Consider the following 15,398-nt stretch of genomic DNA (forward strand, 5'->3'; position numbering starts at 1 on the left):
ATTATCCACAGCTTAAAAAAAGTTATGATATAACATAATAAATAACAATAACAATCATTTGAGAATGAATTTCATTTAAATGAGAAAATGCCAGGCAAAAAAAAAACCAGCTTCAATAAATTGAAGCAGGTTTATGGAGTAACGTGATACATAACACACACCGTCCTAAAGACGACACTGCATTATTCGTTATTTGAAAACACGCTTTCTCACACCTTCAAGACGCTTCAAAATAGCGTCCATACGTTCAGGTTTCACCATGAACTCTTGGAAACCTTTCATACCTTCTTGCGCCATACTCGGATCCGTATCACGGTCATAAAACTGAGCCGTACCAGACGCATTGTTCAGCATTTTCACGCCTTTGTTCAAAAAGTAATTATCGGGCGCATGGGCTTTTTTGTGCGGTGGAATTTGCAACAACGCCGCATTCACCAAGGTCTGATTATCAGCACGTGCCATAAACTCTAAGAATTTACGCGCGTCTTTTTTATTGGCCGCTTTAGCAGGAATATGAATCGTATCCATTGGCGCGTCTTCTGCCATCCCAATCGCCGGATCAATTTGAGGGAACTGGAAGAAGCCCATTTTTCCATCAAGCTCTTTCGGGAAGTTTGGCGCAATGAAATTACCTATCAAATACATCGCCGCTTTGCCGTTGTACAGAAAGGGTTGTGCTTCTTGCCAAGAATAAGACGCATGGTTTTCTAGGAAATACCCGTTATCCACCAATACTTTCCAGTGCTCAAAGGTCTTACGAACACGGGGGTCCGTGTACGGAATTTTCCCATCCATTAAATCAATATGAAAGTCCAAACCATTGGTGCGCATATTCAAGTAATCGAACCAACCCGCAGCGGTCCACAAATACTTAGTGCCAATCGCAATGGGCGCGATGTCATTGGCTTTTAGCTTGGCATTTACCGCTAGGAATTCATCCCATGTTTTAGGTTCAGAAAGACCTAACTTATCAAAAATGTCTTTGCGGTAATAAACACCCCATTGATAATAAGTGTAAGGAACACCCCACTGCTTATCATTGATCGTCATCGCTGGTGTTGCAGAGGGCATGTTTGCTTTCAGATCTTCTTTTTTCCAAACATCGCTCACGTCTTCAAACAAACCGCGATCAACAAACGCCTTCATACGATTGCCCGCATACCAGAAAACAACGTCTGGTGGACTCGTCGATAACCAGTTACGGATGGCGGTTTTATAACCTTCTTTGTCATACAAATTGTATTTAACGGTGATATCCGGGTTTTCCCCTTCAAATTTTTGCACGATTTCAGCAAACGCTTGTTTCGGTGCGGGATCCGCTTGATCCGAATTGATAACCAAGGTACCGGCATTCGCAATGGTAACCGCAGTCAATGCCATTGCACCGACTAATAACGATTGGATTTTTTTCATTTAAATAAGCCCTCTTTTTATTTTTATTAATTGGAACTGGGTTTCAGTATTGATTAATTTGAGTACATAATCAATAAAAGAAACTAAGTTCCACTTTATTTTTCGCTTTTCTAACGCTTTTTCCAAATCGACACACCAGCCGCCGCTAGATGTCGATAGCCAATGACTAACTCCGCCCCTTCTGGTTCAAAAAACACCTCATGGGACGCGTAATTAAAGACAAAAATAACCTTGCCACGTTCACGAACGCGAACCCCTTTTGGCAAGTAAACGCTCGACAATCCTGCTGCTTCAGCCAACTTGGCCAAACTCGCTTTTAATAGGCCATTGTCGATACAAGAACCAAGGTAAAAATGACGCCCCTCTCCCATCAACACAGGATTGCCGCCATCGTCTTTTAGCAAACAAGGCAGTGCCGTCTTAATTTGCTCATGCCAATGCAGCAGCGAGCCTGAACCCCAGCGACCTGACACCGCCGGTTGAGTGTGATTGGGTAACGCATCAACACGTTCTACCGTTAGCGGCAATAAGCTCGCCAATGGTCCTGGTGCAAGGTTGTTAGGAATTTGATAGGTATCGGTTTTACTGCCCGTTCTTGGCCCAGCCAGCAACACGCCTTTAAACGCATTCAGCCTTACTTGTAATGCTGGCGAAATATGCGCCTGTGCCGGTAAAACCAGCAATTCATAAGTATCCAACGACGCATCACTAGGAATAATGTCGACAGACAAGCCAAGCTCACGCAGGGCTTCATACAAGCGGTAACACCAAAATAAATAACGATAAGCGCGAGATTGAGGCTGAATGTCCAGCGACCAACAGGCGTCGTAATCAAACATCAATGCGACTTTCCCTGCACTTGGCAACGACATCAACTCGTCCGCGTCCAACCCAAGCGATTCGCCCAACACCTTCACTTCCGCGGCAACCAACGCCGCTTCTTGTGCAGCTTCGGCTTCTTGCGCATCCGGTCGCAATAAACCCGCGTGCATTTGTTCTTGCCCAAAAGGCGCCTGACGCCACCGGAAATACGACACAAGTTCCGCACCATGAGAAAAAGCTTCCCACGTCCATAAACGCACGGCGCCATTTGCCGGCGTTGGGTTATGTGGCGCCCAATTCACCGGCCCCGGTTGTTGCTCCATGATCCACAATCGCCCTTTCCCACAACCGCGATACAAATCATGATGAAAAGCGCCAAAGTCAGGATGACCGACCCGTAAATACGCGTGTTTTTCTTCTTCGGTATAAATGCTTTCTTGATCCAAAAAGCCCAAGGGATAAGTATCCCAACTCGCCACATCCAAATCTTGACCGACTTTATGATGATCAAACGCGGTAAAAAAACCCATGTAGTTATGAACCAAATCACGACCCGCGGAATGCTCTCGCAAAATAGCCACTTGCAGTTTATTAAAGGCGACCACTTGGTCAGAACAACAACGTTGAAAGTCCAAACGATGTGAAGGATTGGCTTCGGTCACGGTCAAATTCGGCAATTCAATTTCATCGAACGAACGATAATCCATGCTCCAAAAGACATTGCCCCACGCTTTATTTAACGCCGCAATCGTGCCGTATTTCTCTGCCAACCAAATGCGAAACGCGACCAGATCCGTTTCGGCGTAGCTCAATATGGTGTTGTGACAGCCGTATTCATTGTCGGTCTGCCAAGACGCCACGGCAGGATGCTGACCATAGCGCTCCGCCATTAACGTCACTATTCGGCGACACGCTTCCCGATACTCCAGACTGGCAAAAGTGTAATGCCGACGAGAGCCAAAGCCTCGTACTCGACCCTGCTCGTCTTTTGCCAACATAGAAGGATGACGGTCCACCAGCCATTTTGGCGGTGTCGCGGTGGGTGTGCCTAAAATCACTTTCAAGCCATGAGCGTGAAAAATGTCCAATGATTCATCCAACCATTGCCAATGCAATTCATTGGGTTCTGGTTCAATCGTGCTCCAGCTGAATTCACCAATACGAACGTATTCGATGCCAATGCGCTGCATGTGTTGCGCATCTTCCACCCAACGGCTTTTTGGCCAATGCTCAGGGTAATAACAAACGCCTAATTTCATTTTCTACGCTCCTGCAAAAGGCTGGCTTGGCGCACCGGCAATGTTCATTTTGGTTAAATCAATCGCCACCACATGACCCGCCAACGGTTGATTCGCCAGCGCCTCGTCACTCGTTGCCACACTGGCTGATGTAATAAACAAGGTCATGCCATTCTCACCACCAAACACACAGCACGTTGGCTTAGAAAAAGGCAATTCAATCGTTTGCAACACGTCACCGTCAGGGCTGTAGCGCACGACACGAGCGCCATCCCAGTTTGCATTCCACAAGCAATCGTCGGAATCGATACAAGAACCGTCTGCACCAATGCCTTCTTTCACTTCAAAAAATGGCTTTTGTTGGCGCACGTCATAAAATTCAGGATACGGAAAAGCATGAATTTTTCGTGTCATGGAATCGCCAAAATAAAAGCGCTGGCGAGATTCATCCCACGCCAGCGTATTGGCAATGCCAATGCCTTCTAACATGAGCGTTTTTTTGCCTTCCGGTGTAATTTTCCACAGTCGACCCGACGCGACTTTTTCGGCGTCGTCCATCGTGCCAACCCAAAGCACACCATTCGGATCGCACTTAGCGTCGTTGCTTCGATTGCCGGCGATGTCGGTGTCTAAATCGCACAAGTGTTCTAGCTCGCCGGTGGTTTTATCTAAATACGCAATTTCATCAGACAGAGCGACTAACAGACGATCGCTCTGAGTGGTAAACACCGCAGAGACTTTTTTCGGCAGCGTCCAATGTTGCGTTTCATTCGACGCTTGGTGCCAACGCCACACTTGGCAAGCGGGTATGTCGACCCAATACAAGGCTTGTTCGGCTTGACTCCAAAATGGCCCTTCCGCTAATTGATGACGCTGGGTACTAATTTGCTTCATTATTTTTATTCTCCCAATTGTCTTGTCTACTTAAAGGCTTCTTGCTTAGAAGGCTTCTTGGTAAAAGAGCACCTTCTAGAAGGCGCTTACTTGATACGCCTTCCAAGCGGCCATAAAAGCCTGTGCATTAACTTTCGTCGTTTCCACGGATTGCCCTTTTTTATACAAGGCAGACCCCAAACCAAAGCCACGCGCGCCCACATTCAAATAGTCAGCAACATTGTCTGGCGTCACGCCGCCCACCGGACACAACCAAGTATTTGCTGGAATCACCGCGCCTAAGGCTTTCACCACATTGATCGTTGGTAAGGCTTCTGCAGGAAATAATTTCACTGCATCCGCGCCCGCGTGCAACGCCGCAAACGCTTCACTCGCGGTAAAGAACCCCGGCATAGCGAACAACCCAGCCACTTTCGCGGCTTTAATCAGTTCAGGATCGGTATGCGGACACACCATTAATTTTGCGCCCGTGGCGACCAATTCGGTCAATTGCGCCATGGTCAATACGGTACCCGCGCCAATAACCGCCTGATCGCCAAAGGTCTCTTGCAATAAGCGAATACTGACAAACGGTTCTGGTGAATTCAGCGGCACTTCGATCAAACGAAAGCCCGCGCCAATCAGAACACGGGTATGCTCAACCACTTCGTCTTTTCGAATGCCTCGTAAAATGGCCACCATGGGGAACTCTTGCATCAGTGCATCAAAAGAATGTGTCATGTTCATTACGCTCCATTATTCGCTAAACGTTTTAAGCCGCGAATACTCGCCTCGCTGGCGTCTAAAAACTCAGATTTAAGATGACGTGAAGCCAGCGCCAACGCATAACGAGCACTTAATGCTTTGCTTCCGACAATAACAACCGAGCTTTCTGGTGCGCTCAGTGACTCCAGAATGTCATTTACATCATGACCAATCACCACTCCAGACAAGTAATCTCTCACTTCATCGGCGGCCAATTCACCGCACACAAAACGGCTACGTGTACTGAACAGATGATGCAAAATGCCACCGTCTTGTTGGCTGGCCAATACGCCTTGATTAAACGCGTCTTCGTTTAAAGCCTCGGACTTAGGCAAACCTTTGACCAAACTGGATTCATCATTGAGACGCGCAAATAACTCTCCCGTAATCGACGTCGAAAATTGAGTCACATGACCGTTTTGGATTTGCACCCATTTGCAGTGTGTTCCGGGCAAACAAAAAACAGGGGCTTCCTCTGTGCGACCTTGCGCTTCCAACCAATCCATCGCGCCTAATAATTGCGTCTCTTCACCACGCATCACATCGTAATACCCCGCGACGCCTTTTCCTTGCAAACCGGGAACAATTGCAATGGGATTAGGTAAAGCGGTTTTTAACCAATAAAGATGTTCAGATAAATCACTGAGCTTTATCGGACAATGCTGGTACGGCACTTCTTGCCAACCGCCACGACTGCCGACCATACCCGACATATAAATGGGTAAATTGGGTGTTAACCAGTCGTCCAATAAATCCGCTAATACCGCTTCGAATTCCGACGCGCCCAGCTTTAACATTCCTTGGTCACTGTCGCGTTGTGCCTGAATGTCACCATCCTGACTCATCAAAAAGGCGCGTAAATTGGTGGTTCCCCAATCGACGGCGATAAAGCTCGCACTGTCGCTAATAGACGGTGAAATCGTTTTTGATGCGCTCATTACAAACGCCCTCCGTCAACTACCAAACTTTGTCCAGAAATCATCCGGCTGTTTACCGCTAGCTCTCGAAAGTGTCGATTACAAATAAAACCGTCTTTGTCTAATTTTCCGTACCACTGCTGACTGCGTAATGGTTTATTGTCTGTCTTTTTATTATCACTGCTCATTCGATATTCTCCGCCAAAGGCACAGCTTGGATACTTAATAAAATAAGGGATTCAGGGTCTAAAATAGGTAATTGCAGCCCAACCTGACTCAAGCTCGCACCGTTCAAAACAAGGTCTTTTTTCCACCATGCAGGCAAGGCTTTCATAAGGTGACCTGGCAATGGGCTGTGTTCCAACACCACCACTCGATAGTCCTGTTCAGGTAGTAAATTGGGTAAACGCACCGGCAAGGTTTGCGCTTGTTTTGGCATGGCAAGCTGACTGTAAACCGCCAAACCTTGCATGCCATCTTGGCTCAATGCCCATTGAGTTTGTGCTCGGCCATCGGCGCTCGGTAAACGCCAATTATTGCCCTTGTGCAAAATGTCACGATGCTGTTTGTAATGAGACAACCAATTCGCAATCGTCGCTTTTTGTGCTTCGTTGGCGTCCAACAGATTCCATTCGATACCCAAATGCCCCAACAGAGCGGTGCCCGCTCGAAACGCCACATCGTGAATTCGGCTGGTGGTGTGGCTTTTATCTGGGCCAATGTGTGACCCCATGACTTCGGGCGGAAAGAAATAACTAAAGCCACGCTGAATGCTCTGGCGCTCTAATGCGTCGTTGCAATCGGACGCCCAAAAACGCTTGGTGTAATTCAAAATACCAAAATCCACTCGCGCGCCGCCCGATGAACAGCTTTCGATCTCCATGTCTGGAAACGCTTGGTTTATCTCATCCAGCAACCGATACAAAGCCCCCACTTGCGCATGAGCCTGTGGCGCAATGTCGCCGCTTGGCTGGGTGTAATCTCGGTTCATGTCCCATTTCACGTAATCAATCGGATACTCCGTAAACAAGGCAAACAAACGTTCGCGAATGTATTGATAGGCTTCCGGTTTGGCGAAATTCAGTACCAACTGATTACGCGCCAACGCCGCATCGTATTGTGGTAATTGCAACGCCCAATCAGGATGCGCGCGGAATAAATCGGAATCAGGATTGACCATTTCAGGTTCGAACCACAAACCAAACTCCATACCGAGATCGTCTTTGACGTAACGGATCAGCGGCATCAAACCGTCGGGGTATTTTGTTTCATCCACAAACCAATCGCCCAACGCCGCTTTGTCATGATCACGACCACGGAACCAACCATCATCGAGAATGTAACGTTCCACGCCGACCTCTGCCGCGGCGCTTGCCAAGGCTTTCAGTTGGGCCATATCATGATCAAAATAGAACGCTTCCCAAGTATTGAGATGCACAGGGCGAGGTTTCGTAAGCTGTAAACGCTGGCGAGCCTCTTGATGAAAAGACTGACTCATCGCATTCAAGCCCACTGAACTGTGGCTGGATAATAATTCTGGTGTAGAAAGGGTTTCATTCGTCGCCAAAACGATCTCGCCCGGCAAATACAAGGCTTCCGCTTGCAAATAACGATGTCCTTCTACTGTGTAATCGGCTTTTAATCTGTGATTGCCGCTCCACGCTAAATGCGCGCCAACCAGCTCGCCTTGCTGTTCGCCAAACCCTTGTTCGCCGACAATTACCGCTGGAAAGTTCGCGTGAGAATTACGGCCGTTACGATTTTCTTGCAACCAAGTTGACTGCCAGTCGCTGCGCTCTTGCTGAAACTCTTGGCACCAACGGCCATAAAACCCCATGCGTTCGACAAAATGACTCGCCACGGGCAAAGTACACGCCAAACGCTGAACCGTCACATCGCCACGACCTTGATTGGTCAAGGCCAATTGTTGGCGCAACACGCCCGATGGCAACAAACCAATATCCAGTGTGAGTGAAAGCTGAGCCACTTTGTCTTCTAAACGAATCGCCAAACCGGTTTGGGATTCATTCACGTCGATTAATGACCAACACGCTGCCCACACGGGGCGATCTTCTGCGCTGGCTTCCATCGCGGGCGATTGCAACCAGCCTCGACCCGCTTCTGGTATCAGGCCCATGGGCGCAGGCTTGTCCATCATGGCTTGTGGAATGGCCATTTGTTTAGACAAGTACAGGCTCGCCAAATCGGTTTTAGCAGGCAGTGCATCACCAAAAAAAACCAATTCCGGTGCGCCCTGTTGTGGGGAAGCAATTACCAAGGTTTTGCCTTGCGGTTCTTGCCCTAGCAAGTCTTGTCGATAGAAACTCATATTCAATTTATTTCCCATCATCGTTAACCTTTTGTAGCACCCAATGTTAAGCCCGCAATAAAGTGTCGTTGCATAGCAAAAAAGAGAATAACCGGAGGTAACGCGGCGATGATGGAACCCGCTGCAATCAACTGCCAAGACGCCATCCACTGACCTTTTAACGCACTAATGCCGGCGGTAATGGGACGTACTTCATCGCTTTGTACCAGCACAAGAGCCCAGAAGTAATCGTTCCAAATAAAGGTGAAAATCAACACCGACAACGCCGCCAAAGCTGGACGAACCAAAGGCAACACAACATGCCAGAAAATCTGCCATTCGCTCACGCCTTCAACGCGCGCCGCTTCGATCAATTCATCGGGCAAACCAACAATAAAGTTGCGCATAAATAAGGTACAAAAACCCGTTTGAAACGCGATATGGAAAAGGATCAAACCCGTCGCCGTGTCGTACAAACCCATGCCAATGGTTAGGTCTCGTACCGGAATCATCAGAATTTGAAAAGGCACAAAGTTCCCCGCAATAAAAGCCGCGAATAAAGCAACATTGCCACGAAATTTGAACTTGGCTAGCGCGTAACCCGCCAAGGTAGACAAGGCCACCGCGCCAATCACCGCGGGCACCGTAATCAAAATGGAGTTTAATAAATACCGAAACATCGGCGTTTCGGTGAACACCATGGTGTAGTTTTCAAACAGCATCCATTCAGAAGGAATGCCCCAGTAATTACCGGCGTTAATGTCGGCGGTTGAGCGCGCAGAGGTCAACAAAACAGCCAACAGTGGCAACAACCAAAGGAACAGTGAAATCCACACGGCAACGCGATAACTCACATTAAAAGGTAATGATCTTTTTTCGATAGGCGTAGGAAACATTAGGCTTTCTCACTCTTCAGCATGCGCCACAAGAAGTAGGCAATATAAATATCCATAATCAGGAACAACACAGTTGCTATTGCCGCACCATAACCCGCTCGATAGTTAAAAATAGACTGCTCATACATGAAGTAAGCCAGCACACTGGACGAGCCAAACGGTCCACCGCTGGTCATAGTCGCCACAAGGTCGAAGCTACGTAATGCACCGATCACCGTGACCACAATCGCAATAAAAGTGGCTGGTTTTAGCTGAGGAAGAATCACATGACGCAACATTTTCCAGCCATGAGCACCATCTAAACGGGCTGCTTCTATTTGATCTGGATTGAGGTTATTTAAGCCTGTGAGGTACAAGATCATGCAGTACGCAATTTGCGGCCAAAGACCCGCAACAATAATGCCAAACGTCACCCAATTTTCGTCGGACAGTACCGCTATCGGCTCCACACCAAATAAGCCAATCGCCTTATTAAAAAGACCAAAGGATGGATCGTAGAACCAAGAAAACACTAAGCCGACGACGACTTGCGAAATAACAAAAGGGAAGAAAAACATGGATTTAACAAGGCGTATCCCCATGATTTTTTGATTCAGAAATAAAGCAATAGCCAAACCAATGGGCGGCGCCAACATGAAGAACACCATCCAGTAGAGATTGTTTTTTAGCGCCACCCAAAATTGATAGTCATCGAAGAGTTCAATGTAATTGCTAAAACCCACAAAGGTTTTTTCACCAATGCCATCCCATTCATAAAAACTCAACCAGATACTCTGGAGAATAGGAAAAATAACGTAGACCACAAACATGATGACCGCTGGCGCTAAGAATAAAACCGGCATCCATTGTTGTGGTCTGCTATGCAATTTTTGCATGGCGCACACACCTCTTATTTTTATTAGTTAATTTATTGCCCTACTTACTATCTGTAATCCAAGTCGGAATATGAGGACAGATAACTCGTCTAATAAAATAATGGAATAAAGTTCCATTTTTTGCAATACTCAATTTAGAACATTTTTCATGACCGTATCATTACGGTCAATTCAACCTCTAAAAAAACAAGGAAAAATGATAATGGCAAACGTGGAAACTAAAAGCGGAGGCTCATCGCTAGACAAAGCACTCAGTCTGTTGCAAGAAGTTTGCATGACGTCTGTGCCATTACGCTTTGCCGATTTGGTCGACAAAACCGATTTGCCTAAAGCCACTGCGCATCGAACGCTAACGTCACTGACAGAGAAAGGTCTGATACGCTTTGACGAAGTAACGCAGCTTTATCATCCGGGCTACGGTTTATTGGAATTGGCCCATCAAGCTTGGTCAAAAATTGATGTACGTGACATTGCTGCGGATCAAATGAAGCATTTGTGGAACGAGACAGGCGAAACCATCCACCTTGCGGTACTCGATCGTGGCGACGTGATTTATATCGATAAACTGGAAAGCCAGAAAAGCTTGCGACTTTTTTCTGCCGTCGGCAAAAAAGGGCCGGCTTACTGCACGGGTGTTGGCAAAGCCATGATGGCGTTTTTAAGCGAAGATTTATTAGCCGAGGCCATTAACGAACAAAGTTTTATCAAGCACACAGATACGACCTTGATTGACGAAATTACGCTAAGAAAAGCACTCATAGACATTCGCGAAAGCAAGATATCCTTAGATTTAGAAGAGCACGAAGAAGGCATTCAATGCGCAGCTTCTGTCATTTTAAATCACAGAAACGAATCCATTGCGGCGCTGAGTATTACCGCACCAAAATTTCGAGTAGACAACGCACGCTTTCAACACTTTCAAACATTGGTCAAAGACGCCTGTAAGAAAGTATCCACCCGAATGGGGGCCATGGCCTCTAACTAGCATAGGAAAGTCCATTATGGCGACGATAAAACTAACAAACGTCATCAAACGGTTTCATGATATCGAGACAATTCATGGCGTCGATCTAGATCTAAACGACGGTGAATTTGTGGTCTTTGTAGGCCCATCTGGTTGTGGCAAATCCACGCTGCTGCGCTTGATCGCAGGGCTTGAAGACATCACAGACGGAAAGCTTGAGATCAATGGCGTTAACATGAACAACGTTGCGCCAGCCGATCGCGGTGTTGCCATGGTGTTCCAATCGTATGCGCTCTACCCTCACATGACGGTCGAAGAAAACATGAGTTTCGGCTTACGCATGAACGGCGTTAGTCCTGAAAAAATCAAAGCACAAGTCAGCAACGCTGCGAATATTTTGCAACTCAACGAACTGTTAGATCGCAAACCAAAACAACTGTCTGGTGGTCAGCGCCAACGTGTGGCGATTGGCCGCGCCATTGTTCGTCAACCAGAAGTATTCTTGTTCGATGAGCCATTATCTAACCTTGACGCTGAACTGCGCGTCGATATGCGCATTCAAATCGCTCAACTTCACAACAAGCTAAAAGCCACCATGGTGTACGTGACTCACGATCAAGTTGAAGCCATGACATTGGCCGATAAAATCGTTGTATTACGCGCCGGTAATGTAGAGCAAGTTGGTTCGCCTCTCGAGCTTTATCATAATCCAGAAAATGAATTTGTTGCCGGTTTTATTGGCTCACCAAGAATGAATTTTCTCGATGGAAAAATTATTAGCATAGACAAGGCGGATCTTGCTGTAATCAACATTGCAGGACAGGTAATCGAACTGGAAGTAGACGGTACTAAAGTATCGGTCAATGAGACCGTAAAACTGGGCATTCGCCCCGAGCATGTGAAGGAAAACATCCAAGAAGCGGATGTGACGCTGGATATTGATATTGACGTGGCCGAACACCTTGGTGGCTTAACCTATCTTTATGGTCAATTCAAAGGGCATAAACTCACCATTGAAGTCAGCGGTTCGAACCTCACTCGCAACGGCGAACATATCCAAGTCGGTATCAAAAAAGAAGACTGTTACTTATTCAATCGTGATGGCCAAGCGCTAATTAATCGCCCTGTGCCAGCACGATAAGAGACCTACAATATTAGTAAAAACAAAAAATGCCTTCATACTTTGTATGAAGGCATTTTTATTATCTTGGCTTTTAACGGGTTACTAACTGCGTTAGTAACCGTGCCATTAAGATAATGTCAAAATGATTTTCGAGACTTCGTCGTAACTCTCCACAACCCAATTAGCACCGGCATCAATAAGCCGTTGCCTATGATCTGGGTGCTTAGCATGAGATCCAGCCGTAATACCAATACACAACATACCCGCACTTCTTGCCGCTTGAACACCGGCAGGGCTGTCTTCAATTACCAGAGCTCGCTCCGCGGGAAGTGCCATCTTTTCAGCCGCAAACAAGAACAAATCTGGAGCAGGTTTGCCTCGTACCACCATAGTCGAAGAAAATATCTTGTCAGAAAAGTAATGACGAAGATTAGTCGCCGTTAAACTCGCGTCAATCCTTTCGGGATGAGAAGACGACGCAACACAATACGGCAAATTTAATGACTCAATAAACGCAGTAACACCTAAAACGGGTTGCAGCTCTTGTTGAAAGCGAGCAAACAAATACTCGTTCATTTCCGTAATAGAAGCGTCGGTTAGCTCAACGCCTTGCGATGCAAACAGCTCATCCCGGGCCGATTTCATACTGCGGCCTTGGAACTGCTGAATAACGTCCTCTTTCGTCAGGTTTCCACCTTGCTTGAGAATCAAATCATGCAAAACCTCAATAGACAAAATTTCGCTATCGACCAACACGCCATCGCAGTCAAAAATAATCAAGTCCAGCATTTTCGGTAGAGCTTCCTCAATAACGTTCAACACGTTTACAGCTCCCGAGCAATGGCTTGCAACTTAGTAAAGGCAAGATATCGCGCATCATGTAATTGACGAATATCCTCAGCAGCTGGAAAATATCGATCTCCGAAAGACGACATCGCTTTCATAGCATCCTCCACGTTCGAATAAGCCCCTGCCGCAACCGCCGCTAACATGGCCGTTCCAAGTATGACAGGCTCATCAGCACTGGGAGCGACCACGTCTTTCCCCGTTGCATCGGCTATGAGCTGGCGGACTAATGGGTCTTGCCCAGCTCCGCCACTGATAACAACACGAGCGATATTCAAACCTTGCGCGGCCTGAGCTTCGATAATTTGTCTCAATCCATACGCCAGACCACAGATACCCGCGACATAAAGTGCGACAAGGCTATCAATCGATTTATCCATACTGAGACCCGCCATAATCGCCCGGGCATTGGGGTCTGCAAACGGTGCACGATTACCCAGAAACTCAGGAACAACATGCACCCCTTCCGCCAGATTAACCGCATCGCTAAGAGTAAGTATTTTCAATTTAGCCTGCTTTGACAACCAGACGCTTAATGGAATACCCGCTTCTTTTGCTAATAAGCTAGCTTCAGTCGATGCCGGATGCATCAAAACCAAATGGTCAATCGCGGCACCTGCGGCAGACTGCCCTGCTTCATTCAACCACATACTCGGCAACATCGCAGAAAAGTACGGCCCCCAAACGCCAGGCACATTGATCGCCTTAGACGACGTCGTCAATGTACAGGCAGACGTTCCAAAAACATACGCTAAACACTCGGCTGGCGCGGCCGCACCATCTTCCGTTAACGCCCCAACCGAACCGACTCCACCGGCATGAGCATCAATTAATCCTGCCGCCACAGCCGTACCCGCTTTTAATCCAAGCTGTTCTGCCGCGCGATGCGTTAACCCTTGCGCTAAAGATGTTCCCGGCGCAACAATCTCGGTACCTATTTTAGCAAATTGAGTATCCGATAAATCGTCTAGGCCAATGGCGTCAAAATACGATTCGTCCCAACGGCTCTCATGGGCGAGATACGTCCACTTACACACCACGGTACAAATAGATCGAGCCTGTGACCCTGAAGCTCGATAAGTTAAATAATCGGTAAGATCAAAAAAATGTTTTGCACTGTGATATGTTTCTGGTAAATGTGTCTTCAGCCACAATAATTTGGGGGTTTGCATCTCTGGCGAGATGCGATTTCCAACGTAGTTTAAAACACTGTGCCCAAGCTCATTAATCTTACTGGCTTGTTTCGTCGCCCGCTGATCCATCCAAACAATAACATTACGATCCGCAATACCGTGCTCACCGACAGGCAATGGCTGGTTGTTTTCACCCATCACGACCATTGAACACGTCGCATCAAACGACAAGCCGACAATAGTGTCGACGGGGAGTCCGGATGCGTTAACAACCGCTTTCACACACGCACAAACGGCCTGCCAAATATTTTCGGACGATTGTTCATACCGTGCATTTGCATCTTGAAATGTCGTAATCTCATGCTTAGCGACATGCAACATATTACCTTGCAAATCAAACAAGCCAGCACGAGCACTGCCTGTTCCGACATCGACACCAACTACATAAGAAGCGGATGCGTCATGAATTAAGCGACTCATTTATAAATCCACACTGTTGGGTAAAATAACCAAATCTCGAATCGTGATATTGGCCGGTCTCGTTAGCATAAAGACAACAGAATCAGCCACTGCCTCTGGTTGCATTAAACTGCCATTAGCCAATGCCTCTTCCATTTTTGCTTTTGGCCAATCATCCAATAACGCGGTAACAACAGGACCTGGAGCGACCGCACCGACGCGAATAGAATGGACACTAAGCTGGCGACGCAGAGTATGAACAAATGCCTGAATCGCATGTTTTGACGCGGTATAAATAGGCTCCCAGACGACTGGAACTATCCCTGCGATGGAGCTTGTCACTATAATGTCGCCGCCTTTTTGGGCGATTAAATGCGGCAAGACAGCATGCACAGACCGAAACACAGAGTTAATGTTCAAATTCAGCATATGATCCCATTCGTCAGGGTTGCCGTCCGCGAAAACACCGCCCACATAGGCGCCAGCGTTCGCGTGAAAAGCATGCAGCCTGCCATCTGTTAGCGCTAAAATACGCTCCAACATGCTATTCACTTCTTCTTTCTTCATAAGGTCCACGACCAGAGGAATAGCCTTATCACCCAATTCCTGACAGACTTTTTCAAGCGCCGTTGCCGAACGGTCAATAAGCACCACGTCTGCACCCTCTGCAATAAACGCTTTGGTACAAGCTAAGCCAATACCGGACGCTGCGCCCGTTATCGCTATTACTTTTCCTTCCAAATTAGTATTCATCAATTTACTCCTT

General features: G+C 47.1%; 14 protein-coding genes. 2 read left to right on the plus strand and 12 right to left on the minus strand.

From position 1 onward, the window contains the following. Positions 1-189: 189 nt before the first annotated feature. The 9 genes from MP3633_RS10720 to MP3633_RS10760 all read right to left on the minus strand — a co-directional run bounded on the left by MP3633_RS10720 (position 190) and on the right by MP3633_RS10760 (position 10,107). A complete protein-coding gene (locus tag MP3633_RS10720; RefSeq protein WP_176335538.1) occupies positions 190-1,413 on the minus strand; it encodes an ABC transporter substrate-binding protein in 1,224 nt (407 codons plus the stop codon). 110 nt (positions 1,414-1,523) lie between these two features. Continuing rightward, positions 1,524-3,494, minus strand: coding sequence for a beta-galactosidase (locus MP3633_RS10725; RefSeq protein WP_176335539.1), 1,971 nt, complete (start codon positions 3,492-3,494; stop codon positions 1,524-1,526). A gap of 3 nt (positions 3,495-3,497) precedes the next feature. After that, positions 3,498-4,367 (minus strand): SMP-30/gluconolactonase/LRE family protein, encoded by an 870-nt coding sequence (locus MP3633_RS10730; protein WP_176335540.1) that lies wholly within the window; start codon positions 4,365-4,367, stop codon positions 3,498-3,500. A gap of 75 nt (positions 4,368-4,442) precedes the next feature. Beyond that, positions 4,443-5,093 carry a 2-dehydro-3-deoxy-6-phosphogalactonate aldolase gene (locus tag MP3633_RS10735; protein ID WP_244959598.1) on the minus strand — a complete coding sequence of 217 codons (651 nt, stop codon included), beginning with the start codon at positions 5,091-5,093 and terminating at the stop codon, positions 4,443-4,445. Continuing rightward, positions 5,093-6,049: a 2-dehydro-3-deoxygalactonokinase gene (locus MP3633_RS10740; protein ID WP_176335541.1), complete on the minus strand. Its 957-nt coding sequence runs from the start codon at positions 6,047-6,049 to the stop codon at positions 5,093-5,095. The genes MP3633_RS10735 and MP3633_RS10740 overlap by 1 nt, the downstream gene beginning before the upstream one ends. Continuing rightward, positions 6,049-6,216, minus strand: a complete 168-nt coding sequence (locus MP3633_RS10745) for a hypothetical protein (protein WP_176335542.1) — start codon at positions 6,214-6,216, stop codon at positions 6,049-6,051. The genes MP3633_RS10740 and MP3633_RS10745 overlap by 1 nt, the downstream gene beginning before the upstream one ends. Then, positions 6,213-8,357 carry an alpha-galactosidase gene (locus MP3633_RS10750; protein WP_244959600.1) on the minus strand — a complete coding sequence of 715 codons (2,145 nt, stop codon included), beginning with the start codon at positions 8,355-8,357 and terminating at the stop codon, positions 6,213-6,215. Before MP3633_RS10750 ends, MP3633_RS10745 begins: the two co-directional genes overlap by 4 nt. A 23-nt stretch (positions 8,358-8,380) precedes the next feature. Continuing rightward, positions 8,381-9,232, minus strand: a complete 852-nt coding sequence (locus MP3633_RS10755; RefSeq protein ID WP_112138286.1) for a carbohydrate ABC transporter permease — start codon at positions 9,230-9,232, stop codon at positions 8,381-8,383. Beyond that, positions 9,232-10,107 (minus strand): carbohydrate ABC transporter permease, encoded by an 876-nt coding sequence (locus MP3633_RS10760; protein ID WP_112138284.1) that lies wholly within the window; start codon positions 10,105-10,107, stop codon positions 9,232-9,234. Before MP3633_RS10760 ends, MP3633_RS10755 begins: the two co-directional genes overlap by 1 nt. Before the next feature lie 202 nt (positions 10,108-10,309). On the opposite strand from MP3633_RS10760, the gene MP3633_RS10765 reads away from it, so the two are divergent. Then, positions 10,310-11,092, plus strand: a complete 783-nt coding sequence (locus MP3633_RS10765; protein ID WP_176335543.1) for an IclR family transcriptional regulator — start codon at positions 10,310-10,312, stop codon at positions 11,090-11,092. A gap of 16 nt (positions 11,093-11,108) precedes the next feature. After that, positions 11,109-12,212 (plus strand): ABC transporter ATP-binding protein, encoded by a 1,104-nt coding sequence (locus MP3633_RS10770; RefSeq protein ID WP_176335544.1) that lies wholly within the window; start codon positions 11,109-11,111, stop codon positions 12,210-12,212. 108 nt (positions 12,213-12,320) lie between these two features. Here MP3633_RS10770 and MP3633_RS10775 read toward each other — a convergent pair whose 3' ends face one another. The 3 genes from MP3633_RS10775 to MP3633_RS10785 are packed head-to-tail and all read right to left on the minus strand — an operon-like array spanning position 12,321 to position 15,385. Next, on the minus strand, positions 12,321-13,016 hold the full coding sequence (locus MP3633_RS10775; protein ID WP_176335545.1) for an HAD family hydrolase: 696 nt from the start codon (positions 13,014-13,016) through the stop codon (positions 12,321-12,323). Between the two features lie 2 nt (positions 13,017-13,018). Beyond that, positions 13,019-14,653 carry an FGGY-family carbohydrate kinase gene (locus tag MP3633_RS10780; RefSeq protein WP_176335546.1) on the minus strand — a complete coding sequence of 545 codons (1,635 nt, stop codon included), beginning with the start codon at positions 14,651-14,653 and terminating at the stop codon, positions 13,019-13,021. Next, positions 14,654-15,385, minus strand: coding sequence for an SDR family oxidoreductase (locus MP3633_RS10785; RefSeq protein ID WP_112138273.1), 732 nt, complete (start codon positions 15,383-15,385; stop codon positions 14,654-14,656). It abuts the gene before it with no gap. Between the last annotated feature and the right edge of the window lie 13 nt (positions 15,386-15,398).

Origin of the sequence: Marinomonas primoryensis, from assembly GCF_013372285.1 — a bacterium.
Classification (GTDB): Bacteria; Pseudomonadota; Gammaproteobacteria; order Pseudomonadales; family Marinomonadaceae; genus Marinomonas; species Marinomonas primoryensis.